This window comes from Bacillus tuaregi, from assembly GCF_900104575.1.
GTDB lineage: Bacteria > Bacillota > Bacilli > Bacillales > Cytobacillaceae > Bacillus_BD > Bacillus_BD tuaregi.
This window is the reverse complement of record NZ_LT629731.1, coordinates 2,640,657-2,666,982: the sequence shown is the minus strand read 5'-3', so window position 1 is coordinate 2,666,982 and position 26,326 is coordinate 2,640,657. Positions and strand designations below refer to the sequence as shown.

Annotated in this window: 25 protein-coding genes and 2 other annotated features; of the genes, 18 read left to right on the top strand and 7 right to left on the bottom strand. The window is 37.8% G+C overall.

Annotated elements, in window-relative coordinates:
* The first annotated feature begins 29 nt into the window (after nucleotides 1–29).
* Nucleotides 30–269 (top strand): RNA chaperone Hfq, encoded by a 240-nt coding sequence (hfq, locus tag BQ5321_RS15080; protein WP_071395257.1) that lies wholly within the window; start codon nucleotides 30–32, stop codon nucleotides 267–269.
* Between the two features lie 247 nt (nucleotides 270–516).
* Nucleotides 517–1,464, top strand: a complete 948-nt coding sequence (spoVK, locus tag BQ5321_RS15075; RefSeq protein ID WP_071395256.1) for a stage V sporulation protein K — start codon at nucleotides 517–519, stop codon at nucleotides 1,462–1,464.
* A gap of 117 nt (nucleotides 1,465–1,581) precedes the next feature.
* Here the strand turns inward: spoVK and BQ5321_RS15070 are convergent, their stop codons facing one another.
* The 3 genes from BQ5321_RS15070 to BQ5321_RS15060 all read right to left on the bottom strand — a co-directional run bounded on the left by BQ5321_RS15070 (nucleotide 1,582) and on the right by BQ5321_RS15060 (nucleotide 4,821).
* Nucleotides 1,582–2,430 (bottom strand): STAS domain-containing protein, encoded by an 849-nt coding sequence (locus BQ5321_RS15070; RefSeq protein ID WP_071395255.1) that lies wholly within the window; start codon nucleotides 2,428–2,430, stop codon nucleotides 1,582–1,584.
* 118 nt (nucleotides 2,431–2,548) lie between these two features.
* Nucleotides 2,549–4,420 (bottom strand): ATP-binding protein, encoded by a 1,872-nt coding sequence (locus BQ5321_RS15065; protein WP_071395254.1) that lies wholly within the window; start codon nucleotides 4,418–4,420, stop codon nucleotides 2,549–2,551.
* The gene (locus BQ5321_RS15060) at nucleotides 4,417–4,821 is read right to left on the bottom strand and encodes an anti-sigma regulatory factor (protein ID WP_071395253.1); all 405 of its coding nucleotides are present in this window, start codon (nucleotides 4,819–4,821) and stop codon (nucleotides 4,417–4,419) included. Before BQ5321_RS15060 ends, BQ5321_RS15065 begins: the two co-directional genes overlap by 4 nt.
* 445 nt (nucleotides 4,822–5,266) lie before the next feature.
* On the opposite strand from BQ5321_RS15060, the gene BQ5321_RS15055 reads away from it, so the two are divergent.
* Nucleotides 5,267–6,112 carry a 2OG-Fe(II) oxygenase gene (locus BQ5321_RS15055; RefSeq protein WP_071395252.1) on the top strand — a complete coding sequence of 282 codons (846 nt, stop codon included), beginning with the start codon at nucleotides 5,267–5,269 and terminating at the stop codon, nucleotides 6,110–6,112.
* A 76-nt stretch (nucleotides 6,113–6,188) separates the two neighbouring features.
* Here BQ5321_RS15055 and BQ5321_RS15050 read toward each other — a convergent pair whose 3' ends face one another.
* Complete coding sequence (locus BQ5321_RS15050; protein ID WP_071395251.1) at nucleotides 6,189–6,629, bottom strand: RrF2 family transcriptional regulator; 441 nt, start codon at nucleotides 6,627–6,629, stop codon at nucleotides 6,189–6,191.
* Between the two features lie 167 nt (nucleotides 6,630–6,796).
* On the opposite strand from BQ5321_RS15050, the gene hmpA reads away from it, so the two are divergent.
* From hmpA to hprK, 5 genes are all read left to right on the top strand, one after another.
* Nucleotides 6,797–8,029, top strand: coding sequence for an NO-inducible flavohemoprotein (hmpA, locus tag BQ5321_RS15045; protein WP_071395250.1), 1,233 nt, complete (start codon nucleotides 6,797–6,799; stop codon nucleotides 8,027–8,029).
* A 202-nt stretch (nucleotides 8,030–8,231) separates the two neighbouring features.
* Nucleotides 8,232–8,546 (top strand): thioredoxin family protein, encoded by a 315-nt coding sequence (locus BQ5321_RS15040; protein WP_071395249.1) that lies wholly within the window; start codon nucleotides 8,232–8,234, stop codon nucleotides 8,544–8,546.
* A 365-nt stretch (nucleotides 8,547–8,911) separates the two neighbouring features.
* Complete coding sequence (locus tag BQ5321_RS15035; RefSeq protein ID WP_071395248.1) at nucleotides 8,912–9,172, top strand: metal-sensitive transcriptional regulator; 261 nt, start codon at nucleotides 8,912–8,914, stop codon at nucleotides 9,170–9,172.
* A gap of 371 nt (nucleotides 9,173–9,543) precedes the next feature.
* Nucleotides 9,544–10,341: a hypothetical protein gene (locus tag BQ5321_RS15025; RefSeq protein ID WP_071395246.1), complete on the top strand. Its 798-nt coding sequence runs from the start codon at nucleotides 9,544–9,546 to the stop codon at nucleotides 10,339–10,341.
* Between the two features lie 86 nt (nucleotides 10,342–10,427).
* Nucleotides 10,428–11,375: an HPr(Ser) kinase/phosphatase gene (gene hprK / locus BQ5321_RS15020; protein WP_071395245.1), complete on the top strand. Its 948-nt coding sequence runs from the start codon at nucleotides 10,428–10,430 to the stop codon at nucleotides 11,373–11,375.
* 79 nt (nucleotides 11,376–11,454) lie between these two features.
* On the opposite strand, the gene BQ5321_RS15015 is transcribed toward hprK, so the two are convergent.
* Nucleotides 11,455–12,276, bottom strand: a complete 822-nt coding sequence (locus BQ5321_RS15015) for a YitT family protein (protein WP_071395244.1) — start codon at nucleotides 12,274–12,276, stop codon at nucleotides 11,455–11,457.
* Between the two features lie 182 nt (nucleotides 12,277–12,458).
* Nucleotides 12,459–13,715 carry a DUF445 domain-containing protein gene (locus BQ5321_RS15010; RefSeq protein WP_071395243.1) on the bottom strand — a complete coding sequence of 419 codons (1,257 nt, stop codon included), beginning with the start codon at nucleotides 13,713–13,715 and terminating at the stop codon, nucleotides 12,459–12,461.
* Between the two features lie 275 nt (nucleotides 13,716–13,990).
* On the opposite strand from BQ5321_RS15010, the gene BQ5321_RS15005 reads away from it, so the two are divergent.
* The 4 genes from BQ5321_RS15005 (at nucleotide 13,991) to BQ5321_RS14990 (ending at nucleotide 18,503) form a co-directional block, all read left to right on the top strand.
* On the top strand, nucleotides 13,991–14,743 hold the full coding sequence (locus BQ5321_RS15005) for a DeoR/GlpR family DNA-binding transcription regulator (RefSeq protein ID WP_071395242.1): 753 nt from the start codon (nucleotides 13,991–13,993) through the stop codon (nucleotides 14,741–14,743).
* On the top strand, nucleotides 14,740–15,669 hold the full coding sequence (pfkB, locus tag BQ5321_RS15000) for a 1-phosphofructokinase (RefSeq protein ID WP_071395241.1): 930 nt from the start codon (nucleotides 14,740–14,742) through the stop codon (nucleotides 15,667–15,669). The genes BQ5321_RS15005 and pfkB overlap by 4 nt, the downstream gene beginning before the upstream one ends.
* 24 nt (nucleotides 15,670–15,693) lie before the next feature.
* Nucleotides 15,694–17,568 carry a PTS fructose transporter subunit IIABC gene (locus tag BQ5321_RS14995; protein ID WP_071395240.1) on the top strand — a complete coding sequence of 625 codons (1,875 nt, stop codon included), beginning with the start codon at nucleotides 15,694–15,696 and terminating at the stop codon, nucleotides 17,566–17,568.
* 161 nt (nucleotides 17,569–17,729) lie between these two features.
* On the top strand, nucleotides 17,730–18,503 hold the full coding sequence (locus tag BQ5321_RS14990; RefSeq protein ID WP_071395239.1) for an alpha/beta fold hydrolase: 774 nt from the start codon (nucleotides 17,730–17,732) through the stop codon (nucleotides 18,501–18,503).
* A 34-nt stretch (nucleotides 18,504–18,537) separates the two neighbouring features.
* Here the strand turns inward: BQ5321_RS14990 and BQ5321_RS14985 are convergent, their stop codons facing one another.
* Complete coding sequence (locus tag BQ5321_RS14985) at nucleotides 18,538–19,806, bottom strand: bacillibactin exporter BcbE (RefSeq protein WP_071395238.1); 1,269 nt, start codon at nucleotides 19,804–19,806, stop codon at nucleotides 18,538–18,540.
* A gap of 177 nt (nucleotides 19,807–19,983) precedes the next feature.
* Nucleotides 19,984–20,338: a binding site (T-box leader), on the top strand.
* Between the two features lie 44 nt (nucleotides 20,339–20,382).
* Nucleotides 20,383–20,628 (top strand) — a binding site (T-box leader).
* Nucleotides 20,629–20,701: 73 nt separating this feature from the next.
* Here BQ5321_RS14985 and trpE point away from each other — a divergent pair.
* Genes trpE through trpB form a run of 6 tightly spaced genes read left to right on the top strand, consistent with a single transcriptional unit; the run spans nucleotide 20,702 to nucleotide 26,325 of the window.
* Nucleotides 20,702–22,111 (top strand): anthranilate synthase component I, encoded by a 1,410-nt coding sequence (gene trpE / locus BQ5321_RS14980; protein ID WP_071395237.1) that lies wholly within the window; start codon nucleotides 20,702–20,704, stop codon nucleotides 22,109–22,111.
* Entirely contained in the window at nucleotides 22,108–22,695 is a 588-nt protein-coding gene (locus BQ5321_RS14975) for an anthranilate synthase component II (protein WP_071395236.1), read from the top strand. The genes trpE and BQ5321_RS14975 overlap by 4 nt, the downstream gene beginning before the upstream one ends.
* Nucleotides 22,692–23,714 carry an anthranilate phosphoribosyltransferase gene (trpD, locus tag BQ5321_RS14970; protein WP_071395235.1) on the top strand — a complete coding sequence of 341 codons (1,023 nt, stop codon included), beginning with the start codon at nucleotides 22,692–22,694 and terminating at the stop codon, nucleotides 23,712–23,714. The genes BQ5321_RS14975 and trpD overlap by 4 nt, the downstream gene beginning before the upstream one ends.
* Nucleotides 23,715–24,509 (top strand): indole-3-glycerol phosphate synthase TrpC, encoded by a 795-nt coding sequence (gene trpC / locus BQ5321_RS14965; RefSeq protein WP_071395234.1) that lies wholly within the window; start codon nucleotides 23,715–23,717, stop codon nucleotides 24,507–24,509.
* A complete protein-coding gene (locus tag BQ5321_RS14960; protein ID WP_071395233.1) occupies nucleotides 24,506–25,129 on the top strand; it encodes a phosphoribosylanthranilate isomerase in 624 nt (207 codons plus the stop codon). The genes trpC and BQ5321_RS14960 overlap by 4 nt, the downstream gene beginning before the upstream one ends.
* On the top strand, nucleotides 25,126–26,325 hold the full coding sequence (gene trpB, locus BQ5321_RS14955) for a tryptophan synthase subunit beta (RefSeq protein WP_071395232.1): 1,200 nt from the start codon (nucleotides 25,126–25,128) through the stop codon (nucleotides 26,323–26,325). The genes BQ5321_RS14960 and trpB overlap by 4 nt, the downstream gene beginning before the upstream one ends.
* The last annotated feature ends 1 nt before the right edge of the window (nucleotide 26,326 follow it).

Here is a 26,326-nt window from a genome sequence, read left to right as displayed (position 1 = left end):
GTAGAGACAAAAGAGGAGGAGCTTTATACATGAAGCATTCAGTAAATATCCAAGACCAATTTTTAAATCAACTCCGTAAAGATGGAACCAATTGTACGGTATTTTTATTAAATGGATTTCAAATAAGAGGCCAAATAAAAGGCTTTGATAATTTTACTGTACTTTTTGAGTGTGAAGGAAAGCAGCAGCTCGTTTATAAGCATGCAATATCTACCTTTGCTCCACAAAGGAATGTACATATTGAAGTAGAAGCACCACAGGCAAAATAATATGGCGACAAAGGCATTCACATTACCACATGTGGATGCTTTTTTATGATGTCTCATTTGTTCATGAACAAGCAGCAAGTTGAATACAAATAGAATAAGTGCCTTTATTCGGTCTATACTGTGATATTTTCTATGAATTATGAATGGGAAACGTATTCCTGCTCCCTTCTAACCATATTAGCGATAGGCATTTGTCACGTTAAAAAGATGTTGGGTGTATATTGTATAAGAATGTGAGGTGAGGAGTTTGGAACAACCGATGCGAATGAAAAACAACGGACAAATCAGTATCGTTTTAAATTCACAGAAGCGAAGTCCTATTGCAGATGATATTCCCCCAGCTTCTGTTGCTCCAAAGTCAATTCCCCCTGAACATACTGCGTTGAAAGAAATTGAAGCAGAGCTTGCCGCCCTCGTTGGTATGGATGTCATGAAGAAAATGATTAAAGAAATTTATGCATGGATTTATATTAATAAAAAAAGAGAAGAAAACAGTTTAAAGGCTGGTAAACAGGCTCTTCATATGATGTTCAAAGGAAATCCAGGGACAGGAAAAACGACTGTCGCAAGACTAATCGGAAAGCTGTTTCAAAAGATGGGAGTCCTATCGAAGGGTCACTTAATTGAGGCGGAACGGGCGGATTTAGTCGGGGAATATATCGGACATACCGCACAAAAAACAAGGGATTTAATAAAAAAAGCACTCGGGGGTATTCTGTTTATTGATGAAGCCTATTCTCTTGGACGCGGTGGTGAAAAGGATTTTGGTAAAGAGGCAATCGATACGCTTGTAAAACATATGGAAGACAAACAGCATGAATTCATCTTAATCTTAGCCGGTTACTCAAGAGAGATGGATTTTTTTCTCACGTTAAACCCAGGGCTGCACTCTCGTTTTCCACTTGTTATTGATTTTCCGGATTATAATATAAACCAGCTAATGGAAATTGCTGAAATTATGTTGAAGGAAAAGGAATATACATTGAGTCATGAAGCAGAAAAGAAGCTCCGCGAACACTTATTATGGGTAAAAAGCTCGTTAAACCCCATTAGCTTTTCAAATGGCCGTTATATAAGAAATGTTTTGGAAAAAGCTATTCGAGCACAGGCTATGAGACTACTGATGCAAAATAATTTTGATCGTCATGACTTAATGACGATTCGAAGTAATGATCTTGTCCTTGAGGAAGAATAAATGGGGGGTGTCCCATCAGTGTCAGGCGTCCACACGGTATCTGAAGTGATTTATGAAGTTACTATGCGGGTGCCTGACCCTCTTAATGTTAGGACTACTTGATTTTTTTGACAAGGCTCATGAGAAAAACAGCATATCCTGCAATGCCTGCTGCAAGGTTGATTTGGTTTTTACTTCATTTTCAATTTCGATTCCGAGTTCTATCATGGTATCAGCAATTTCAGGTCCTATTCCGACAATAATGGTTGAACAGCCTAAAAGTCTAATCCCCTTAACAATTTTAAATAAATGGTTCACGACAGCAGTATCGACAAATGGAACACCAGAAATATCGATAATTAGATTTTGAGATTTTAATTGACTAATTCGCAATAGGGTTCTTTCCTGTATTTTCTTAGCTCGATACGTATCCACATTTCCAACAATGGGGAGAATGCAAACCTTATCCGATAAGGGTATAATTGGCACTGATAATTCATCCACTGTTTCACGATGACTTCTTAACAAATAATCCTTATAGCTTACATAGCTAGCTGTATAAGTCTCGACAAATTGGTCTATGATATCATTAATATACCGCTCGACTTCAAAGCATTCCTTCATATCTAGCGTGATTTTTGCCTCTAGATAGAAGGACTTCACAGCATTCCAAATAATACCTCGCGTTGATTGGAATAGCTCCCAGGCTAAATGTATGGGGAAATTAATCTTTGCATGCCTTTCGCTAGTTGCTTTTGCTGTTGTTGTTACGTATTCAAGGTTCTTATTTAAGATGAAATAGGCTACCGATTTTAACAGAGGATTACCTTCCTCTTCTAGAATGGTCCATTCGCCAGTTTCCTTTAATAATGAAGTCAAATACCCCTTTGAATTTTCGATATAATTAATCCATTCGTTTGTATAGAAAGTTAAATTTTGATTGAAAAAATTACCTAACTCTAATTTCTTATTGGTGGCTTGCTCCATAAATGTCCTCCTGAATTGGGAATCGAATGTTGTTGTGTATTCTTTATCTCCTATCATACTTACATAAAACAGCATTCCATATAACCTGGAACAAGCCCTTATCATTAAGCCTGTGCCATTAGTTGTTTGGGAATAAATGTATATCCTGCAATGCTTGCTGAAGATCAGATTTTGTCTTGACCTCATTATCAATTTCAATGCCAAGCTCAATCATCGTGTCGGCGATTTCAGGACTGATGCCTGTTAAAATCGTTGAGCAACCAAGTAGTTTAATCCCTTTAACAATTTTAAATAGATGATTAACGACGGCGGTATCTACATAAGGAACGCCAGAAATATCAATAATGAGCTGGTGTGCCTTTAATTCATTAACGCGAACAAGGGTTCTTTCTCTGATCTTCTTCGCACGATACGTGTCCACATTTCCAACGATAGGAAGAATGCAAACCTTTTCAGTAATAGGGATGATTGGGACTGATAATTCATCAACCGTTTCGCGATGGCTTTTTAGTAATTCTTCTTTATAGTTCACATAATATGCAGTATAAGAATCAATATATAAGTCCACCACATCGTTTACATGCCGTTCAAGAATAAAAAACTCCTCCGTATCCAGTTTGATACCAGATTCCATATAAAACGTTTTAATCGCACTCCAGATAATTCCTCGGCTGGACTGAAAAAGTTCCCATGCTAGATGAATAGGAAAGTCAGCCTTGGCGCTTTTCACACCGCGCATTTTGGCATGATCCATAATTTCCTCTGTTTTAAGCTCAATCATATTAGCAGCAAGTAATCTGAAAAATGGATTGCCAAATTCCTCATAATAGGTTAAATCTCCATTTTCCTGCAAAAGTGAAGTGATGTAGCTTTTATTCTCTTTTAGGTATTGAATCCATTCTTTAGAATAAAAAGTAACATTTTCATTTAAAAACTGTGATAATTCAAATCTTGAATCGATTGTGGTGAGCATTGAATGACCTCCTAAAAATGTATCAGCATGCTTAATTGTTTTTGGAAAAGTGAGAATAAAAGAGGTGCCGTGACCTTCTTCACTCGTAACACTAATTTTACCGTTGTTGCTTTGAATCGCGTTAAATACCTGTGCCAGCCCCATACCTTTTCCATCTTGTTTTAAGGTAAAGAAGGGGGTACCTAATAATCTAAGCTTGTCTTTAGGAATGCCAATACCGGAATCTGAAATCGTGATAATTACATTTTGAGCTTCATCAGCCTGATCAATTACCAGTGTTCCTCCATTTGGCATCGCTTCAATCGCATTTTTGATAATGTTAAACAATGCTTTTTTGATTTGATCTTTTCGACCGACAATCATGGCATTGTCATTTTCAAAATGCTTGATGACATTGATGGAATAGAGCTGATTCTGAAACAACAGCAAAATGGATTCAATCTCAGAAATGACATTGAAATTTATTTGCTTCTCTTGAATGAATTCAGGCTTTGAGACACTCATTAGATCATTTAGGATATGAATGGCGCGTTCTAATTCACTTTGGGCAATTTGTGAATATTCTTCCTTATAGGTTTGATCCATTAATTGTAAGAAGCCTTTTACCGCAGTCAATGGGTTGCGAACCTCGTGAGCGATTCCGGCAGCCATTTCTCCGACCGATGATAACAGATGATTATTCCAGTTGTTATGATCGTGTGAGTTCTGCAAATTCTGAACATTAAAAACGTAGATATAAATACTATTTAATAAACTATCTTTATAGGATCGGTGACACAAAAAAAAGTAAGGCTGTGAATCAATTGTTACCATAAACTCATTTGCTTTTCCCATAAAGCATTCATGAAGCTTTGTCTTAATTTCTGTATTTTTTACACAATGAAAAAGGTAGTTTGAATCATTATCGTCGGAAAATAATAGTTTTTTGGCTTCATTGTTAGCCCGCTGAATTATGCCCTCAGGACTAAGTTCAATCAAACCATATAATAAATCATTGGTTATCGGTGATTTAATCATCTATACTTAGCCTTCCCTTCGTTAAACCATTTGACGGCTCTAACCTTTGTTCCTAGATGAATAGTACTTGTTATTTCAAATTCATCCATGAGACGTTTCACTCCTGATAATCCCAATCCTAAACCTGTTTTGGAAGGGACTGAATTATTTAAAACTTGATCAAGATTCGGTATGCCAGGACCTTGGTCAATAGCAATGATTTCGATTCCGTAGGAGGGTATTGGTTTGATAAAAAGCTCTCCCTTGTCTGCATAAAAGACAATATTTCGAGTTAGCTCCATGATGGATACGACTAATTTGGTTTGCTGGCTTTTGGTCAAACCGTATTCTTCAGAAACTCTTTTTCCTATTGTACTAGCCATGTACACGTCATCTTCTCGTTCAATTACAATTCTGTACAAGTTTTCCAATATCCTCCTTAAAAAAATACCTAATTGCGAAATATAAATATATTAGAAATATTTTAACATATTTTTCAAAAGACATGATAATTTTTTACTATCTATCTGAAAATCTTTTAACTTCATTCAGCAGAAGTCCTCCACTTATACAAGTGGGGGATGAATGCAAATGGTACTTCGATTCAGTGGGGGGCTGAATGAAGTTAAGCCTCCAGCGGATGTCACAGATTTTTTTAAGGTAATTTATCGAGCGAGCTCGATAAAAATCGGGACGCAAATTCGACGGGCGAATTTGATTTAAATAAAAAAACACTAATTTCTTTTTCCTTTCAACGATTGTGCTTTAAAATAAGTAATAGAATGCTAATCTTTCATTAGAAGAATGACAGCCCATGCTTGTAGTGAAACTAGCAAGTGGTTGTTAATTATTTAGGAGGTGAGAAACGTGGGAAAAATCAGCACCATTTCAAATGAATTAAAGGAATGGATTCAAAATACGTTAAACAACGGGGTCTCTCCTGAATTCATTGTTGATGCTATGGTAAAAAAAGGCTTTGCTGAAAAGTATGCCTACACAACGCTATTCCGTATGATTCGAAATCAGCCAATTCAAACCATAGATGAACATGCTCCATATGTGGTTGAGCTACCGCACATTGCGAATAAAGGAAATTTAATTTCAACAACTGATAAATTGGATATCAAAGTAACACTAAGAATGGAAAAGCCGTTCATCCTGTATTTAGATAATCTATTAAGCTCTCACGAATGTGAGAAGCTAATTTCCCTTGCAAAAGATCGGTTAAGACGCTCACAAGTTATTGATGCAGAAACGGGGAAGGAAAAAACGGTCCCAGGACGAACGAGTGAGGGAACGGAGTTTGCTGTCATGGAAAATAGACTCATAACAACAATTGAAAAAAGGATTGCGGCACTCACTGATTTTCCGATTATAAACGGCGAGTCATTACAGGTGCTTCACTATAATCAAGGAGAAGAGTATAAAAGCCACTATGATTATTTTCCAGATAGTAAAGTGGATGCGGCAAAAGGAGGTCAGCGGATTGCGACTCTCTTAATGTATTTAAACGATGTCGAAGCAGGTGGTGAAACGGTTTTCCCAAAGCTAGGCTTGTCGTTATCGCCGAAAAAAGGGGCGGCCGTCTATTTTCATTATGGAAATAGTAAAGGTCAAACAGATCGTCTGTCATTACACTCTAGCACACCCGTTATCAATGGTGATAAATGGGTCGCAACGAAATGGATACGGCAAGGGAAAATATATGATTAAGTAATAACAGATGAAAATAGAAAAGAGGCTGTCTGAAAGGTAAGATAAAAAACACCTTTTTGGACAGCTTCGTTTCTTAAATCGGAGGATCAAATAATTGTTGTAAATCATCATTATTTTGGATTAAATCCTCAAGCGTATAATCCTTTAATACCTTCATAAATGCCTGTAGTGCTTCTGCAAGGACATGCTTTAATTTACAGGATGGGGTAATAACACAATAGTTATGATCTTTATTAAAACAATCAACAATATGAAAATCCTCTTCGGTCTTGGCTACTACTTCTCCGATATTAATGGCACTTGGACTTTTAGCTAACCGAATCCCACCGTGGCGACCACGGATGGTTTCAATATACCCAAGCTTCCCTAACTCGTGAATAATTTTCATCAGATGATTTTTAGAAATTTGATAGGTTTCGGCAATCTCTTTTATTGTGCATAATTCAGAATCTGTTTTTAATGCTAAATATATCAATACACGCAATGAATAATCTGTATAATTGGTTAACCTCATCTCAATGACACCTCTATGCTTTGAGTTATCTTATTATAACATCAAAGGATAATAAATGTAATTGTGACAACTTTTTGAAAGATGTAAATAAAATATATCTTATTTATCACTGTTGTAATATTATTAAAGATGTAAATAAAATATATCTTTAAAAGGTGGATGGGGTTATGTTAAGTCAAGAAACAATAGCAATAATAAAAAGCACCGTACCGGTACTCGAAAAATATGGTAAGGAAATCACAACGCGTTTCTATGAAAGAATGTTTACAAACCACCCAGAGCTATTAAATATTTTTAATCATGCCAATCAAAAGCAAGGACGTCAGCAAACCGCCTTAGCAAATACTGTTTATGCAGCCGCTGCTAATATTGATAATTTAGCAGCTATTATCCCAGTTGTTAAGCAAATCGCCACTAAGCATAGGGCACTTGAAATAAAACCAGAGCACTATCCAATCGTTGGTGAAAACCTATTGGCTGCGATAAAGGATGTACTAGGAGATGCGGCTACAGAAGAAATTATTCAGGCCTGGGCTGAGGCTTATGGAGTCATTGCAGATGCCTTTATTGGCATTGAAGCTGACATGTATAAAGAGGCAAAGGAACAGACTGGTGGTTGGGCAGGCTTTCGGAATTTTACAGTCGAGAAAAAGGTAAAAGAAAGTGATGTCATTACTTCTTTTTATTTAAAGCCAGAAGATGGAAAGGAAATTGCATCCTATAAAGCGGGTCAATATATTACGGTGAAGGTGCTTCCAGAAGGAGCAAACTATACTAGTCTTAGACATTATAGTTTATCTGATGCCCCTGGAAAGGATTACTACCGTATCTCTGTCAAAAGAGAAGAAGGCAGAGGTGAAAATCCTGACGGAGTCGTATCCAATTATCTACATAAATCAGTTCAGGAAGGCGACATAATACAGCTAAGTGTACCAGCAGGTGAATTTACCCTTGAAGCGAAAGATACGCCGGTTGTATTAATAAGTGGTGGAGTTGGATTAACACCGATGGTAAGTATGTTAAAAACAATTGTTGAACAACAGCCTGAAAGAAAAGTAACCTTTATTCATGGTGCATTGAATAGCCAAGTACATGCATTAAAAGACGAAGTAGCAAAAGTAATAAATGAAGCTGAAAATGCAGAAGGGTTTGTTGCTTATTCAGAGCCAACACAACAGGATTTGACTGAAAAGAACTTTGATAAGCAAGGATTGATTGACGCAAGCTGGTTGCAAACCATTTTACCATCTAATCAAGCAGATTTTTATTTCTGTGGACCGGTTCCGTTTATGAAGATGATGTATCAAAGCCTCAGAGTCTGGGGGGTGCCTGCAGAAAATATCCATTTTGAATTCTTTGGTCCAGCCGGTACTCTTGAGGAAGAGTCGGTAACTGTATAATGAATAAAGGCTTTCGCTGTCAAAGGTGGAAGCCTTATTTCTATTGATGTATTGCCGTATGCTCGAATATATGAACCAACATAGAGTAGAATTCAATTTTTTTCTCTTTTAGAGTTGGATGTGATAAACTCTTTCAGGTAGATGATCTTTCGACTAGCCATTGTCGGCTGTCGCTACAAGTTGAATTTGGAGGATGTTAAGGATGAAGCAATTGAATAATGAGCAGGAATACAGAGAACTAATAAATCAAGAGGCATTATCAATTGGGATTTTTACGACCACTTGGTGTCCAGACTGTAAGCGGTTAGGAATGTTTATTGATGAAATCATAGCTGAACAGCAAGATAAGCAATGGTTTATGATTGACCGTGATGAATTTCCAGAAATAGCAGATGAACAGCAGGTAATGGGAATTCCTTCATTATTAGTCTTTAAAAACGGTGAAAAGCTTGCCCATTTACATAGCGCAAACGCCAAAACACCGGATCAAGTAAGAGAATTTTTAGGCCAACTATAATCTTGTAGCAGTTGGAGAAGTGCGGGTCATAAGTGCTCTCCTTTTTTACGTACAAAGTCAATAGATTTTTCTGCTGTGTTCTAGTCAATATAAAGTTATATGTAATGGTGTATAGAAACTAGCTTCATTTTATATTGGACTTGGAATCATGAATAGAGTTATGATGAGAAAAGGATACTTTTTAATAGTATCCTTTTAGTCTGTTATAATGTAAACAATTTGACATTATACCCCTTGAGGTATATTATAATACTTACTTAAGTAATATTATTATATTATTTATAGAACTGTCTTTTAGATGACAAGATTTCCCACATTTATGAACTGTATGATGAATTGTCCATATAAAGGAAAGGTGGATTAATATGGAATACGACAAAAGTATAAAAAATCGTTTAAGACGAATTGAAGGCCAAATAAAAGGTGTACTTGGTATGATGGAGCAGGGGAAGGATTGCCGAGAAATTGTTACTCAGTTATCAGCAGCACGCAATGCACTTGACCGTACAATGGGTGTTATTGTTAGTGCTAATCTAGAGCATTGTGTTCGTGTAAATGTCGAAAAAGGTGAAGGAACAGAGCATTTAGTAAAGGAAGCAGTGGAATTGTTAATAAAAAGTCGTTAACAAAAACTACTTATCATAAACGATAAATTGTCCTTTAATCTAATACGCCCTAAACGAGAAAGAATATTTTCTCGTTTAGGGCGTTTCTAGCATTTTCTCATGCCTTTAACTTCATTCAGCAGAAGTCCTCCACTTCTATATATGGGGGATGAATGCAAATGGTCCTTCGATTCAGTGGGGGTACAAACCCCTGCTGAATGAAGTTAAGTCTCCGGCGAGTCTTGCGGTTTTTAAAGGTAGTTTATCGAGCGAGCTCGATAAAAATCCGGACGCAAATTCGACTGGCGAATTTGATTCTAATAGTGATAGGGGGTTGTCCAAACAATCAGATATCTTTTACATAACCTAGTAATAAAAGGCAGGTGAGTAAAATGTATATGATTGGTTTCTATTCCCCAAAGGCAAAATCAGGTGTTACGGAATTATCGTTGTCTATCTATCATTGGTTAAAGGAAAATACTAATTTAGACGTTGCATTTATATCCTATGGTTCGCTAGAAATGGAAGAAATCTCAGATGAGCTTGTTCATGAATTTTCTTCGTTAAACCTAGCGCAGCAAAAACAAAAAATCAAGAAAATGAAGAAGGCGTATAACATTATTATTTATGATGCATCGAGCCAGCTTTCTGAAGGAGTTCTAAACCTTTTGCCCATTGTAGACAGATTATTTGTGGTAGGAGAAGAGCATACAGATTTTGCTGTCAAGCTGCATCAAATTATTGAATTTAATAAGTTATTTGATAAGCGAGTCAAGAATTTTATCACTCATTTACAGGGGAATAAAACGTTTATTCTTAGTGAAAAAAAGGAAAATCGTGTGATTGGTTTTCATTATACAAAGAAAGAATCCAATGAGATTGGTCAAATGATTTATACAGATTATGTCACTCATTTCGTTGAGGTTAAATTCATTGAAAAAAATAAAAAAATCTTAAAGCAAATTCTCCAAATTCCCCAAGAAGAGTTGCATAGCGGTTTATATGAATTAGGAATAGATTTTGAAAAGGCCTTTCTTTTTCAACGCTTTGTTATTCTTAGAGTGGCTTTGGGGCAGCCCTATTACGAAGCTGTCGAAACCTTATTTCCACTTCTAATAAACTCCTCCTATAATGAACTATTCGAAAAGTTTCATAATGAAATATATGTCATTTCGAAGCTGAAAATATGATGCTTTGGAATTATTTACGTCATGTGATAATGGATTAAGAACGTCAAAATACCACAAAGTAAGAAAAACGATAGTGGGAGTAATATATGAGTACGATTACAATCCAACAATTAGCAGATAAGCTGAATTTAGAAATTCTCGCAGGAAAACAGGGTCTTGAACGCAGCATTGATAATGATGATATCCATCGTCCTGGTCTTGAATTAACTGGCTATTTTCGATTTTTTCCGAAGGAAAGAATCCAGCTATTGGGTAGACAAGAAATAACCTATTTACATTCACTCACAAAGGAACAACGTGACGAAAGAATCGGAAATGTGATAAAAAAGCAACCGCCATGTATGATTATTACTCATAATCAGGAAGGTCTTAACTATTTGATTAAACATTGTAACGAAGAAGGTGTAGCACTACTTCGAGCAAAGGAAAAAACAACAAGAGTCATTAGCACTTTAAATAATTATTTGGAAAAGGAATTAGCCAAAAGTATCGGGATTCATGCTGTTTGTATGAATGTTTTTGGGGTAGGCTTATTAATTAGAGGAGAAAGCGGAATTGGGAAAAGTGAGACAGCCCTTTCATTAATCGAAAAGGGACACCGTTTAATTTCAGATGATTTAGTGATACTAAAAAGTATTGACCCAGAAACCTTAATTGGAACCCATAATCAGACAAATCGGGATTTTCTATCATTACGTGGCATCGGTATGATTAACGTACCAAGGCTCTATGGATCTGGTTCCTTTCAGGATGAAACAACCATTCGGTTAGATATTTTCCTATCAGCGTGGGATGAAAAGAAATATTATGACGCCATTGTTCACCGTAATGAAATGATTGATTACTTGGACGTCCCTGTCCCTCATATTGAGATACCCGTCCGTCCGGGCCGGGATATTGCCGCGCTGATAGAGGTTGCAGCCAAAAATTGGCGTTTACAGCAGCAAGGCTATACGGCTATCAATGAATTTTCTGAACGAATTGGGAAAATGAAGGAAGAAGGTTCTATTACTTCTGTTGGACCTGAAGCATGAAGCGATTGACGAAGAAAAACCGCAGGACGATTTGTTCAAGAAGGACCTCCAAGTGTCTTGGAGGCCCTTTTGCATGTCATCAATCTCTTCTAAATCTACCCAGTACTTCAAGGGTCTGTGTGATATTTACAAATGCGTTAGCATCGATTTCTTTTATTTTATGCTTTGTTTCATTTAACTCAAATTTAGTAATGACCGTTGTTAAGATTTTCCTCGGTCTGTGTGTATAAGCTCCCTCTGCCTCAGAAATGGTAATGCCTCTTGGGTGTAATTTTAACAGTTCCTCCGTTAATTGTTCTGCCTTATCGGTTACAATGGTTAACGTTAGTTTATTTTGATTCGTATAGACCATGTCCACTGCTCGTCCGGCTACATAAATCGCAATGATTGTGTATAAGGTAATATCCCAGCCAAAAACAAACCCCGAACTAAATACAACGAATAGGTTCATGCAAATATTTAAAAAACCAACCTGCATATTCGTTCGTTTCGAAACCGTTAGGCTAATAATATCAGTTCCGCCTGTAGAACTGCCCAAACGTATAATAATTCCGACTGCCAATCCATATAATGCTCCTCCAATTACAGATGATAAGAAGATATCTTCACTTATCGCGTATATCGGTATGAATTTGAGCGCTAAGGATAGAACGGTTACGGTGTAGATGGTATGAAGGACAAATTTTTTACCTAGATAAATTAAGCCTAATATAAATAATGGTATATTCATTGTAAATAAGATAATTCCCGAATTAACATCCACAAAATGGTGAATAAGAGCAGCTATACCGGCTACCCCCCCAGATAATAGGTGATGCGGAAGAAGAAAAACATTAAAAGCAAACGCAAAAAGACAAGCGCAAGCTCCTAAACAAATGATGCGAAATACAGTCCGAAACATCTGTAACACTCCAATTCCATTCACTAGTTAGTTGGTCATCGTTGTTGATAGAATCTCATTGAACCTAAACTATTTTACCATAAAAAATAGACGAGTCATCTCGTCTATTTAACATTCGAAAATTATTCTCCTTTTCAGTTAATAGGATGACAATTCAAGGACTTTTGGATTTGTAATTATGATTAAATTAATCTTAATAAGGCATGGATTCCAGTCAAAATCAATCCAATAAAAAATCCGCATACTGCCCCGTTGACACGAATCCATTGCAAATCTTTCCCTAAATTATTTTCTACCATATCAATCAGTTCATCATTGGATAGCTTCTCTAAATTCTCTTGAACAAGGTGGCCAATCTTTGAGTGATTTTTTTCTACAAAAAGAGTGATTTGGTTTTGTATCCATTGATCAATTTGAGATTGATTAACTTTAAGATAGTCTAATACTTGGCTGATAATCGGTACTAGATAGGAATCGAAAAAAGAGTCCTCCACAATAAATTCCAATGTCTTTTCCTTCAAACTAGAAAGTACTTCGGTTATCTTATTGTCAGGCTTCCATTTCTCTAGGGCATCTTTACGCCAGTTTTCAAGGAGCACAATTAGCTTATGGTTATCGTTTATTGCTTGTATTTCTTTTTGAATGTACTGGATTAAGGCTTCACGATTAGGGTCTTCTTCATGCTTTAAGCTGTTAATCCCGCTTATTAAAACATTTTTTATGATACTACCTAGTTTTTCTTCGTTAAGAATGCTTTGGAGAGATTTAACAGCAAACTGAAGAAAACCATCAACTTCAACATTGTTCAAGACATTCATTGAAATATTTCCTAATTTATATTTGGTTTGTGGTTGATTTAACCATACTTCCGCTTTTTGCAGTAGATAATCTAATGCTTTCTTATCGAATTGTTCATTTAGCAATAATGTACTAATGTATTGAAGTATTTTCTTGACTTCGATAGTAGAAAGTACCGAGATGATTTGTTTTTTGACAACAGGTGTTAATTTCTCGATGTCAATAGACTTAATTGCTTGTTGTATAAGGTTAATCATTGCCTTTCGCGTGATTTCAGTTCGTACCTGTTTGTTTAGGATCGGAATAAGCTTTTCTGTAAAGGGAACCTCTTGAACCTTTTCCTGGATACTTTCCTTCGAAAGCCAATCCCTTTTGATTGTCCGGACAAGTGCTTGGGTAATTCGATTGCGATTATTCGGCAGGAGTGCCGTATGTGGTATCGGTATGCCAAGCGGATGACGAAATAGGGCTGTTACGGCAAACCAATCAGCTAAGCCCCCGACAAGGCCGGCCTCGAACCCACCTTGTAATAAATCCACCCAAAAGGTCCCTTGAAAAGGAATGGTAGCGATAAAACCAATTCCCATAATAATGAGAGAATACAGTGCAATTTGTTTTGATTCTTTCTTTTTTGAACTCATTTGATTTCCTCTTCATTCATTGATATACATTTACTATACCCAAATTGGAATAAATATCAAATATAAATTCGCTGCATGAAGTGTTAAATAAGAGATATATTGATAAAAACATGAGGACGGTTATTATGTCTATTTTTATACAATAAAACAATAAACATCCATAAACATTCAATTAATAAATGTTTATGGATGTTTATGAAAGAAAATGATTGATTTTTGGTATCGGTTACAGTAAAATAAACAAGAATCAGAAAGCGTAATAAGGGGGCATAGATATGTTAACTCCTGAACGACATCAATTGATATTAGATCTATTAAAAAGGAAAAATATTGTGAAATTACAAGAACTTGTTGATATGACGAATACATCTGAATCAACGATTCGCAGAGATTTAATACAATTGGAGGAAAGAAAGCAACTAAAAAGAATTCACGGTGGTGCAGCTCGACTGCAGGGAAAGCTTCAAGAATTGACCATGATGGAAAAATCCTTCAAAAACCTTCAACAAAAAAAAGAAATAGCCAAATTTGCGGCTGGCTTAATCGATGAGGGTGACTCCATTTACTTGGATGCCGGTTCAACAGTAAAAGAAATGATTGAATTTCTACCGTCCGAAAATATTGTGGTCGTAACAAACGGGTTAACGCATATCCATCCTTTACTCGAAAGAAGGATTCCAACCTATGTTATTGGTGGATTTGCGAAGCATAAAACAGACGCACTTGTAGGAAGAATGGCTTTAGCGAGTCTAGAGGAATACCGTTTTGATAAATGTTTCATTGGTGTGAATGGAATCCATCCCGAACTAGGATTCACGACACCTGATCAGGAAGAAGCAGTGATAAAGGAAAAAGCTATTGCTCTTTCTCGGGAAGCATTTGTTTTGGGTGATCAAACGAAATTCTCAGAAGTTTCATTTGCCAAAATTGCTGATATAAACAAAGCAACAATTATTACAAATGAGTTGGAGGATGACACAGCAGAAATGTATATGGGGAAAACAAAAATAAAGGTTGTGACAATATGATATATACTCTAACACTTAATCCATCTGTGGATTATATTGTCAAACTTGATAGTTCTGTATGTATGGGAGAATTAAACAGATCAAGTAGTGATACCAAATTTCCAGGTGGGAAAGGGATAAATGTATCAAGAGTTTTGAATCGAATGGGTGTTAAAAGTAAAGCACTCGGCTTTGTTGGCGGTTTTACAGGAGCTTATATAGAAAAATATCTGCATCACGAAGAGATTGAGACGAGCTTTGTTCACGTGGAAGAGGATACTCGGATTAACATAAAGTTAAAAACAAATGTAGAAACAGAAATCAATGCCAAAGGTCCTGCTATTAGTGAACAACATTTTCAGGCTTTGAAAACAAAGGTAGCTTCATTAGGTGCCGATGATGTATTAGTGTTAGCAGGCAGCATCCCTTCATCACTTCCTGAATCAACTTATGAAGATCTTGTAAAAATATGCTCCGAAAATGGAGCAGAGTTCGTGGTGGATGCTGAAGGTGAATTACTGAAAACAGTATTGTCATATAAGCCTCTTTTAATCAAACCCAATCATCATGAACTAGGGGATCTATTCGGGACTGCTCTTTCAACCACAGAAGATGTCATCCCATATGCAAGAAAATTAATTGATATGGGTGCCAAGAATGTCATTGTATCACTTGCAGGCAATGGAGCTGTTTTTGTAAATGAAAAATCTGTATATATTTCAACTGTGCCAAAGGGGAAGGTAAAAAGCTCAGTTGGTGCAGGTGACTCTATGGTTGCGGGCTTCCTTGCTAAGCACGCAGTTTCCAAAGACTTAATCAAGTCCTTTCAATACAGTGTCGCAGCGGGAAGTGCAACTGCTTTTTCACTCGATCTTTGTACAAAAGAGCATGTTGACGAATTGCTTTCATATGTGCAGGTTAACCCATTATCAACAGAAAGTAGATAAATCATCAAAGTGGGAGAGATCTCTATGAAAATAACCGAATTATTATTAGAAGAAACGATTTTGCTTGCCGTTAATGGAAAAAGCAAACAAGATACAATTCATGAGCTTGTTGAGGTACTAGATCGTGCTGGAAAATTAACTGATAAAGAACAATATAAAGCAGCAATTATCCTAAGGGAAGAACAAAGTACAACCGGTATTGGTGATGGGGTTGCCATTCCACATGCCAAGTCTGCTGCTGTAAAAGAAGCTGCGATTGCCTTTGGGAAATCTGTCAGAGGTGTTGATTATGAAGCACTAGATGGACAGCCTTCACATTTATTTTTTATGATTGCTGCACCAGAAGGAGCAAATAATACTCATTTGGAAGCATTGTCACGCTTAGCCACCATATTAATGAAGGATGACGCGCGACAAAGGTTATTGGCTGCTGAAACCGCTGCAGATGTTTTATTCATAATCGACAGCTATGATCATGAAGAAGGAGAAGAGGAAATATCTGTTGCAGGCAAAAAGAATTTTATTGTAGCGGTTACTGCCTGTCCAACGGGAATTGCTCATACTTATATGGCAGCAGATTCATTAAAGGCAAAAGCAGCTGAGTTAGGCGTGGATATTAAAGTGGAAACGAACGGTTCCGGCGGTGCGAAAAATGTATTAACCCAGGAGGAAATTGACAAAGCGGTTGCCGTTATTGTCGCTGCTGACACAAAAGTACAGATGGAACGTTTTAAAGGGAAGATTGTATTAGAAACAGCCGTTGCCGAAGGAATTCGAAACCCTGAGGAATTGATTACACAGGCTATTAACCAGGATGCACCTGTATATGAACCTGGGACAGGTAGGAGTGAGTCGTCAGCAGATGACACAGGGAAACGAAGCATTGGTGGTACCATTTATAAGCATTTAATGAATGGGGTTTCGAATATGCTACCGTTTGTCGTCGGCGGTGGAATTCTAATTGCCATATCGTTTATGTTTGGATACAATTCGGCTGATTCAAATGATCCATCTTATAATGCGTTTGCGGCAGCCTTGAATGAAATTGGGGGCGGAAATGCGTTTACCTTAATGATTCCTGTTTTAGCAGGCTTTATTGCGATGAGTATCGCTGATCGCCCTGGTTTTGCTCCTGGAATGGTAGCCGGTTTGATGGCTGCTAGCGGCGGTGCCGGATTTCTTGGTGGTTTAATTGGAGGTTTTCTAGCAGGATATATCGTTGTTGGCTTGAAAAAACTACTTGCAAGTATTCCGACCTCCTTGGAAGGAATCAAGACCATTCTATTGTATCCGTTATTAGGAATTGCTTTGACAGGTTTTGCAATGAAGTTTATTGTAAACACGCCAGTTGCAGCAGCTAACAATGCAATTACTGAGTGGCTTTCCTCACTTGGAACGGGTAATGCCGTAATCCTTGGTGGGTTATTAGGTCTAATGATGGCGTTTGATATGGGCGGTCCGGTCAATAAATCGGCATATGTCTTTGGAACAGGTCTGTTAGCAAGCGGTGTTTATGACCCGATGGCAGCTATAATGGCAGCTGGTATGGTCCCGCCGCTTGCCATTGCATTGGCCACTATGATGTTCAAAAGCCGTTTCACTAAACTGGACCGAGATGCCGGAAAAGTAAACCTGGTAATGGGACTGTCGTTTATCACAGAAGGTGCCATTCCATTTGCTGCAGCAGACCCATTGCGTGTGATTCCGTCCATTATGGTCGGTTCCGCTGTTGCCGGAGCGATATCGATGGTAGCAGGAATCGGGTTACGTGCCCCCCATGGCGGTGTATTCGTTATACCATTCGTCGAGGGAAATTGGCTTCTTTATTTAGCCGGAATTCTAATAGGCTCAGTTGTAGCAGCTATGATGATTGGTTTTTTGAAAAAGCCGCTTAAATAAGTATTGAAAAGACCGTAAGCCACAGTGCCTTGCGGTCTTTTCATCATCTAACCTTTTGCGATTGAGTGATTGAATGGGATTCTATGAAGTAAGGGAAAGCTAACTGAAGACGCTGTTTAAGTGTTCTATCATGTCACGTTTTAAAAGGAGTTCATGGTTTCATGTCTGCAGAATTTCTTTATCAGGGAAACAGAATTATTTACGATTTAAGCGGTGAAGGCGTTCCAATTGTGTTTATTCATCCGCCTGCAATGGGAAGAGTTGTTTTTCGTAATCAAGAGCTATTAAACCGCCATTTTAAGGTTATTATGCCCGATTTGAGCGGAACGGGTGATAGTATGGGGCCTGAGCATATGGTAACGATGAAAGGCTATGCTGAAGAAGTAAAGGCGTTACTTGAACATTTAAAAATAGAGAAAGCAGTCATTTGCGGATATTCTGCTGGAGGCTGTGTTGCTCAGGAATTTGTTCTGCGGTTTCCCGAACGATCTTTAGGTTTAATTCTAATTAGTGGATATTCCGAAGTTCAATCATTAGGCTTTAAATATGAGCATATAGCAGGAATGTATCTAGTGAAGAAGTTTCCTCGCTTTCTCTGTTATGTCATTGCTTCAGCTCATACTGATGATCCTGCATTCCGTCATGATATCAATCAACATATGAAAAAAGCTAATCGTAATATGTGGTTTGGATTTTATGAACAGTCATTATCTTATAACAGCTCCAATCAACTTCAAGATATTACCGTTCCGCTATTACTTATGTACGGGGCAAAGGATTTTTCAAATCAACATTTACGAACCTATGAAAAGTTAACTAATCATCAGGCAGTTATTATTCCAAAGGTTGCTCACCAATTGCCTACAAAGCAAAGTCAACTGGTAAATCAGACTATCATTGGTTTTATAGTGAATCAAATAGAAAAATCGCATTGAATTCAATGCGATTTTTATTAGCGTTTTCACTCACCTATTGCGCTGCTTCTTCTTTGTCTGGCTTTATGGCGATAAACGTGGCAAATGCAGCCAATAAGCTGCAGCCACAAAGAATGTAAAATAATAAATGTCCGGTTTTATCCATTAGTATAGCAAGGACAGGAGGACCTGCTGCAACCCCGATAAAACGCATCGAGTTATAGATAGAAGTAATCGTGCCACGATGTTCTTTTTCGATACCAACCGTTATGAGAGCATCAAGGCATGGCAGTACAGCCCCAATCCCAATCCCGCATAAGAAGAAAAGACTAATCAGAAACCAAAGCATATTTGAGAAGCTTAAAGTCATAACAGAAACTCCTAGAAGGATATTTCCGGTGAAAATAATCCACTTCATCAACACTTTATTTTCTTTTATGATTTTACCTGTAAGGAAGGAGGTTAAGCATAGAGCACCTAATGGAATGGCCAAAATTAGTCCTTTTTTCACTCCGTTTATACCAAATCGAGTTTCGAGCATTTCTGATAAGTAAAACAAGACACCAAATAGAACAAACATTAAAATGGCGCCAATTAAAAAAATTGCATTAAGCCATTTTCCATTATGTGTAAAGGTTTGTTTAATATGTTGAAAGAACTGCTTAATTGGAATTGGCTTTTCCTTTGATTTCGGAACCTTTACAAACACCATCATAAGTAAGGTAGAGAATACACAAAAAACAGGAATCGAGAAAAAAGGTAGAAACCAAGTGACTCCAGCTAGTAATGCTCCTAGTATCGGGCTAAGGACCTTGCCAAATGTATTGGATGTCTCAATAATACCTAAAGTACTGCTCACATCCTTTTCGTTTTGGAACATATCTCCTACTAAGGGCATGACAATTGGAGATGCTCCGGCGGCCCCGACTCCCTGAAGCGCTCTTCCGATTAATATAAGCCAATAGGCGTCAGTCATTTTCCATGCGGCCCAACCGGAAATCAAGCCACCGATTCCTGCAATGAGTAAGCTGGGAATAATCACTTTTTTTCTGCCGATATGATCGGAAAGATAGCCAGCTATTGGGATTAAGAAAATGGCAACAATTGAATAGACGGTAATTATCATGCTTGATTGAAACGGAGATATCGCTAATTGTTTCTCCATTGTCGGTAGAACCGGGATAAACATTGAATTCCCTAATGTCATAATCAGTGGGATTGATGACATAGAGAGAACGGCCCATTTTTGTTTATGTGCACCCCGGTCCTTCTTTTTTATGGATTGCTTTAGATTCATCGAAAGTAATTCTTCAACATGATCCATGTCACAAACCGCCTTTAATAAATAGTCACCTTAATAGGTTTGCCAATTATCTTGAAAGTAGCATGGGAAAATTTGTATGTGAATGTAGCAAAGGACTAAAAATAATTTTAACAGTTTTCGAACAATTTATGGTTGACGAAGGAATGATTAAGTATTATTATAATTAACAAATATAATCTTACGGCGTTGACGAAGAAGAGTAACCTTTCCAAACACTATAGAGAGCTGATGGTTGGTGCAAATCAGTGTGGAAAGAAGGGTGAATGGACTTCCGAGCCCCAAACCGAACCTAGTAACTTCTTTTAGAGGTTTAGCCACCGGCGGATGTCACGGATATGTTAAAGGTAATGTTTTGAACAAGGTCGACAAAAATCCGGACATAAATTCAATGGGGTGAATTTGATAGCAGTAGGCTTTGGCGAATGTCTCATCGTTACAAGAGATAAGTATTAAAACAGTGTGTTTTGATACTTTTTAAGTGAGCTGTATAATCAGCTAATGAAGGTGGCACCACGGGTTTCTCGTCCTTTTCCGACGAGAAACCCTTTTTGTTTTTTCATAAATATTAATATCATATGTAAAGCGTTCAAGTAAGAGTAGTACACGATTGTTTTTCGTTACAGAGAGCCGGGAAAGCTGTGAACCGGTACGAATGCATCGCTGGAATGGACTTACGAGTGGCAGTCTGAAAAATGCTAGTAGGATTGCACGGAATTCCACCGTTAAAAGGATAGGGTATAAAGAACTAGTATTGTACCTGAAAAGAGAAAGCCTTAACGGCTTTAACAGAGGTGGCACCGCGGTTAATCAATCGTCCTCTATCCATATTATTTCAATGTGGATAGGGGACTTTTTGTTTTATTCTATATATGAACAAAATGGAGGGTTTAAGGTCATGAAGCTGAGTAGAGAAGAGTTGAGTTCTGAAGCATTGATTATTGAGGAAATAGAAGGGGATACGTTGACTCCTATTTCGATTTATCAAAGATTAAAGGGTGAAAAAAAATTCTTACTAGAGAGTTCGTTAAAGCATGAAAACTCAGGACGCTTTTCATTTATTGGTGCAGAGCCGTTTATGGAGTTAATCGGTATTGGTAACGGAAGTCAGATTATTAAAAACAATGAGAATCATTTTCTTCATAAAAAACCTTTAGAGGTGTTAAAAGAATTATTGCCTGAAAATACTTCCAAACCTGAGCCGATGTTTCCCTTTATCGGTGGAGCAGTTGGCTATGCGAGCTATGATGCGATTCGCCAATATGAAAATATTGGTGACATTCCAGATGATGAATTAATGCTACCTGAAGTCCATTTTTTATTTTTTGAAGTTTTGGTTGTTTTTGATCATCTGGAGCAGAAGGTTTATATTGTTGCTTCGCCACAGCATAACGGGTCATCCTTTACCGAGCTGTCTAGTAAGATTGAACAAACAAAACGTTTAATCCGTCAAAGTGTCTCGGATGATAGTAGTAATGAGGTTACTCTTTCGTCCTTTCAAGCATCGATCCCGAAAGAACAGTTCATGAATCATGTGATTAAAGCCAAAAAGCATATTGAGGAAGGCGATATTTTTCAGGTTGTTCTATCACAACGTTTGAAGGCTGAAATAGATGGAGAACCATTTTCACTGTATCGGAAGTTAAGAGTAAAAAATCCATCACCCTATATGTACTATTTTGATTTTGAAGATTACGCAATTGCTGGTGTCTCCCCTGAGAGCCTTATAAAGGTAAAAGGGAAACAGGTCATTACCAATCCCATTGCCGGCACAAGACCTAGGGGAGCAAATGGTGAAGAGGATGTAACGTTGGCCGCGGATTTATTGGCCGACGAAAAGGAATTAGCGGAGCATAAAATGCTTGTCGATTTAGGGCGTAATGACCTTGGGCGTGTGTGTGAATTTGGCTCTGTCCATGTTACAAAATTTCTTCAAATTGAGAAATACAAGCATGTCATTCATCTAGTTTCTGAAGTAGAAGGGAGACTTGTCGACCAATTATCGCCGATTGATGCTCTAATTGCTTGCTTACCAGCTGGAACGGTGTCTGGTGCTCCGAAAATACGGGCAATGGAAATTATTAATGAGATGGAAAATATGAAAAGAGGTATTTACTCAGGGGCGATTGGATATGTTTCAGCAAATGGAAATCTTGATTTTGCTTTAGCCATTCGTACGATGGTCATTAAGGGGAATGAGGCCTATATTCAGGCAGGTGCAGGGATTGTCTATGATTCCATTCCTGAAAAGGAATATGAAGAAACTCTTCATAAATTAAAAATGTTTCTTGGAGGGGATATTCAATGATTTTATTGATTGATAATTTCGACTCTTTTACGTATAACCTTTATCAATATCTTGGAGAATTTGGAGAAGAAATGGTCGTAACAAGAAATAATGAGCTGACCATCACGGATATTGAGAAATTAGCTCCTGAGGCTATTGTCATCTCTCCAGGTCCAGGTAGACCGGATGAGGCTGGAATCTGTGTGGAGGTTATCCAACACTTTTACGATAAACTGCCTATTTTAGGAATCTGTTTGGGTCACCAAGCAATCGGTTATAGTTTTGGGGCTAGGATTATTAAGGCTGATAAAATTATGCATGGAAAAGGATCACACATCAGCCATTCAGGAAATCATATATTTCAGAACCTGCCGCAAAATATTGAAGTTATGCGTTATCATTCCTTAATCATAGAAAAGGGAACATTACCAGCTGAATTTGAGATTTCAGCGTTATCTAGCGATGACAATGAAATAATGGCCATCAAACACCGTACTTTACCGCTATATGGGATGCAGTTCCACCCTGAATCAATTGGTACCGATGACGGGAAGCAAATGTTAGCCAATTTTTTATCTGAAATAAGAGAGGGAGTTGCTATATGAAAGACATTTTAGTTCGTTTAACTTCAGGTGAAACCTTGACAAATTTTGAAATAAACCAAGCGATGGAACGATTATTTTCCGATGATGTTTCAGACAGTGAAATCTCAGCCTTTCTTATTGGCTTGAAAGCAAAAGGAGAAACGGTTGAAGAAATTGCTGGTCTTGTAAAAGGGATTCGAGCAAAAGCACTTCCGTTTAAGAAAAAATTTGCTAATGTGATGGACAATTGCGGTACCGGTGGTGATGGGGTAAAGAGTTTTAATGTAAGTTCTACCTCTGCCTTTGTTATTGCAGCTGCCGGTATTCCTGTTGCTAAGCACGGAAATCGTAGTGTATCAAGTAAAACGGGGAGTGCAGATGTTCTGGAGGAGCTAGGAATTGATTTAAATCTATCCTCCGAACGAATTGAGGAAATTATTGAAGAAGTTGGGATAGCCTTTTTATTTGCTCCCCATGTACATCCAAAAATAAAACGAATTCAAAAGGTACGGAAGGATTTAGGGATACCGACTGTATTCAATCTATTAGGACCACTTCTGAATCCGGTTGAATTAGATTCACAATTTTTAGGGGTTTACCGTCGCGATTTAGCAAAGATGTTTGCAGAGGTTCTAAACGCACTTGGACGAAAGCGGGCAGTGGTCCTAAATGGTGCGGGTTCAATGGATGAAGCATCACTCCAAGGAGAAAACTATTTAGTCATGTTAGAGAATGGTCATATTTCGGAACGAATACTTCGTCCTGAAGAGGTAGGATTATCAATCTATCCAAATGAAGCAATTGTTGGCGGCTATGCCCGCGAAAATGCCGAAATATTAAGAAATGTCTTAAAGGGAAAAAGAGGTGCCTACCGAGATACGGTACTATTAAATGCGGGTATTGGTATTTATGTAGGTGGTAAAGCATCAAGTATACAAGCAGGTGTCGAGCTGGCTGAAGAGCTAATTGATTCAGGTGCAGCTCTAGATAAACTGAATCGTTTGATTGAAGCCAGTAATGTAAAGACAGAGGTGATATAAATGGCAACGATTTTAGATACCATTTTGTCTGAGAAGAAAATAGAGATTGACGATTTATACAGACATCAAACAAGGGTTAGTGCGTATAAGAATCTTACGAAGCAATCTTTCATATCCATTCTTGAAAAAGCAGAGGAATTAGCGATTATTGCTGAATATAAACGGGCTAGTCCTTCAAAAGGGGATATTAGCACTGATAAAGATCCTGCCGAACAGGCTAGCTCCTATATCAAATATGGTGCTAGTGCGGTTTCCGTCTTAACCGATAAACGTTTTTTTAAAGGAGATTTTGCTGATTTAGAAGCCGTGCGAAAGGCAATTGATGCTCCTATCCTTTGTAAAGACTTTATAATTGATAGGATTCAAATTGATATCGCAAAAGCATCGGGTGCAAATCTTATTTTGTTAATCGCTGCTGCGATGAAAGAAGAAAAATTAGCTGATCTCTATCAATATGCAAAAAGCCAACAGCTTGACGTATTAATGGAGGTGCATAACGAAGCAGAGGTTGACATGGCCATTAGAGTCGGGGCAAAAATAATTGGTGTTAATAATAGGAATTTAAAGACCTTTGAGGTAGACCTGTCAGTAACAGAAAGGCTTAGTTCGAAAATCAAAAAGGCAGGCGCATTCTTAATAAGTGAAAGCGGGATTAAAACTATTGAGGATGTAAAACGGGTCGTAAATGCGGGTGCAAATGGAATTTTAGTCGGGGAAACCTTTATGAGAGCAGATAATCTATCACATACATTAAAGGAAATGAAGCTGCCAATTCAAAAGGGTGCTCAAATATGAAAGTAAAGATATGCGGACTACAAAATATAGAGTCAGCGCAATGTGCTGTAAGCAGTGGTGCTGATGCGATTGGTTTTGTATTTGCGGAAAGTAAACGTAGGATTACGACAACGAAAGCAAAACAAATTATTTCCAAATTGCCAACAAATGTAAAAAAAGTCGGTGTGTTTGTTAATCCAAGTAAAGAGGAAATAGAGAGGATTGTTTCTGAAACAGGCATTGACACGGTGCAGCTACATGGCGATGAAAGCCCTGAATTTTGTCAATCACTATCCTTTCCGATTATTAAAGCCTTCAGTATTGAGACTGCAGAGGACTTAAAGCATATCGATGCCTATTCTTGTGATTATATCCTATTGGATGGGCCGAAAGGAAAGTATTACGGAGGGAATGGTACAACATTTGATTGGAGTATTTTGTCTGAATTTGATGCTAAAGGAAAAAAAGTGATATTAGCCGGTGGATTAAACCTGAAAAATGTTGCCGCTGCTATGAAAACCAACGTATATATGTTGGATGTGTCAAGCGGGGTTGAAAGTGACGGACAAAAGGACACAGCGAAAATAATAAGATTCCTAAATCTTGTCAAAAACACGCAAACAATGGAGGAAATCAAATGAGCACATATACATTACCAGATTCAACTGGTCATTTCGGACCATTCGGAGGCCGATATATTCCTGAGACGTTAATGGCAGCCATTCTGGAATTAGAAAGTGAATATAAAAAAGCTAGCGAGGATGATGAATTTCATAAACAGCTTTCCTACTTGCTAAAGGAATACGTAGGACGTGAAACACCATTATATTTTGCGGAAAATCTAACAAGAAAAGCAGGTGGAGCAAAGATTTATTTGAAACGTGAAGATTTAAACCATACTGGTGCTCATAAAATTAATAATACAGTTGGGCAGGCGTTACTTGCCGTTCGAATGGGGAAAAGAAAAATTATTGCTGAAACAGGTGCAGGACAACATGGTGTGGCAACAGCAACGGTTTGTGCCCTTTTAAACTTAGAATGTATTATTTTTATGGGGGAAGAGGATATAAAGCGCCAGCAACTAAATGTATTTCGTATGGAGCTTTTAGGTGCGAAGGTGGTTAGTGTGACATCCGGAAGCAAAACCTTAAAGGATGCGACAAACGAAGCACTGCGTTACTGGGTTGCCAATGTTAATGATTCCCATTATATTATTGGATCCGTAATGGGGCCGCATCCTTTTCCGATGATTGTTCGTGATTTTCAGAGTGTGATAGGAAAAGAGACGAAAGAACAATACAGAGAAAAAGAGGGAAAGCTTCCAGATGCACTGATTGCCTGTATTGGTGGTGGCAGTAACTCGATGGGATTGTTTTATCCATTTATTGAAGATGAAGAAGTAAAATTGTACGGAGTTGAAGCTGCAGGACAGGGAATAGATACAGCGTACCATGCGGCTTCCTTGACAAAAGGAAAGCCAGGAGTCTTGCACGGGGCAGCGATGTACCTCTTGCAAGATGAAGATGGCCAAATTCAGGAGGCACATTCTATTTCTGCAGGGCTTGATTATCCAGGGGTTGGACCAGAGCATAGTTATTTAAAGGACCTAGGACGAGTTCAATATGATTCAATTACCAATGCTGAAGCTTTAGCTGCTCTACAAACTCTTTCGCAGGTAGAAGGAATTATCCCAGCATTGGAAAGCTCACATGCTATTGCCTACGCATTAAAGCTTGCACCAAAGATGGAATCGAATGAAGGGATTGTTGTTTGCTTGTCAGGTAGAGGGGATAAAGATGTAGAAGCCGTGAAAGCCTATTTGGAAGGAGAAAACTGAG

Coding starts and splice junctions, on each gene's coding strand:
- hfq (WP_071395257.1), top strand. CDS start 30: ATGAAGCATTCAGTAAATATCCAAGACCAATTTTTAAATCAACTCCGT.
- BQ5321_RS15070 (WP_071395255.1), bottom strand. CDS start 2,430: ATGGAGCAAGCCACCAATAAGAAATTAGAGTTAGGTAATTTTTTCAAT.
- BQ5321_RS15065 (WP_071395254.1), bottom strand. CDS start 4,420: ATGATTAAATCACCGATAACCAATGATTTATTATATGGTTTGATTGAA.
- BQ5321_RS15050 (WP_071395251.1), bottom strand. CDS start 6,629: ATGAGGTTAACCAATTATACAGATTATTCATTGCGTGTATTGATATAT.
- hmpA (WP_071395250.1), top strand. CDS start 6,797: ATGTTAAGTCAAGAAACAATAGCAATAATAAAAAGCACCGTACCGGTA.
- BQ5321_RS15040 (WP_071395249.1), top strand. CDS start 8,232: ATGAAGCAATTGAATAATGAGCAGGAATACAGAGAACTAATAAATCAA.
- BQ5321_RS15035 (WP_071395248.1), top strand. CDS start 8,912: ATGGAATACGACAAAAGTATAAAAAATCGTTTAAGACGAATTGAAGGC.
- BQ5321_RS15025 (WP_071395246.1), top strand. CDS start 9,544: ATGTATATGATTGGTTTCTATTCCCCAAAGGCAAAATCAGGTGTTACG.
- hprK (WP_071395245.1), top strand. CDS start 10,428: ATGAGTACGATTACAATCCAACAATTAGCAGATAAGCTGAATTTAGAA.
- BQ5321_RS15015 (WP_071395244.1), bottom strand. CDS start 12,276: ATGTTTCGGACTGTATTTCGCATCATTTGTTTAGGAGCTTGCGCTTGT.
- BQ5321_RS15010 (WP_071395243.1), bottom strand. CDS start 13,715: ATGAGTTCAAAAAAGAAAGAATCAAAACAAATTGCACTGTATTCTCTC.
- BQ5321_RS15005 (WP_071395242.1), top strand. CDS start 13,991: ATGTTAACTCCTGAACGACATCAATTGATATTAGATCTATTAAAAAGG.
- pfkB (WP_071395241.1), top strand. CDS start 14,740: ATGATATATACTCTAACACTTAATCCATCTGTGGATTATATTGTCAAA.
- BQ5321_RS14995 (WP_071395240.1), top strand. CDS start 15,694: ATGAAAATAACCGAATTATTATTAGAAGAAACGATTTTGCTTGCCGTT.
- BQ5321_RS14990 (WP_071395239.1), top strand. CDS start 17,730: ATGTCTGCAGAATTTCTTTATCAGGGAAACAGAATTATTTACGATTTA.
- BQ5321_RS14985 (WP_071395238.1), bottom strand. CDS start 19,806: ATGGATCATGTTGAAGAATTACTTTCGATGAATCTAAAGCAATCCATA.
- trpE (WP_071395237.1), top strand. CDS start 20,702: ATGAAGCTGAGTAGAGAAGAGTTGAGTTCTGAAGCATTGATTATTGAG.
- BQ5321_RS14975 (WP_071395236.1), top strand. CDS start 22,108: ATGATTTTATTGATTGATAATTTCGACTCTTTTACGTATAACCTTTAT.
- trpD (WP_071395235.1), top strand. CDS start 22,692: ATGAAAGACATTTTAGTTCGTTTAACTTCAGGTGAAACCTTGACAAAT.
- trpC (WP_071395234.1), top strand. CDS start 23,715: ATGGCAACGATTTTAGATACCATTTTGTCTGAGAAGAAAATAGAGATT.
- BQ5321_RS14960 (WP_071395233.1), top strand. CDS start 24,506: ATGAAAGTAAAGATATGCGGACTACAAAATATAGAGTCAGCGCAATGT.
- trpB (WP_071395232.1), top strand. CDS start 25,126: ATGAGCACATATACATTACCAGATTCAACTGGTCATTTCGGACCATTC.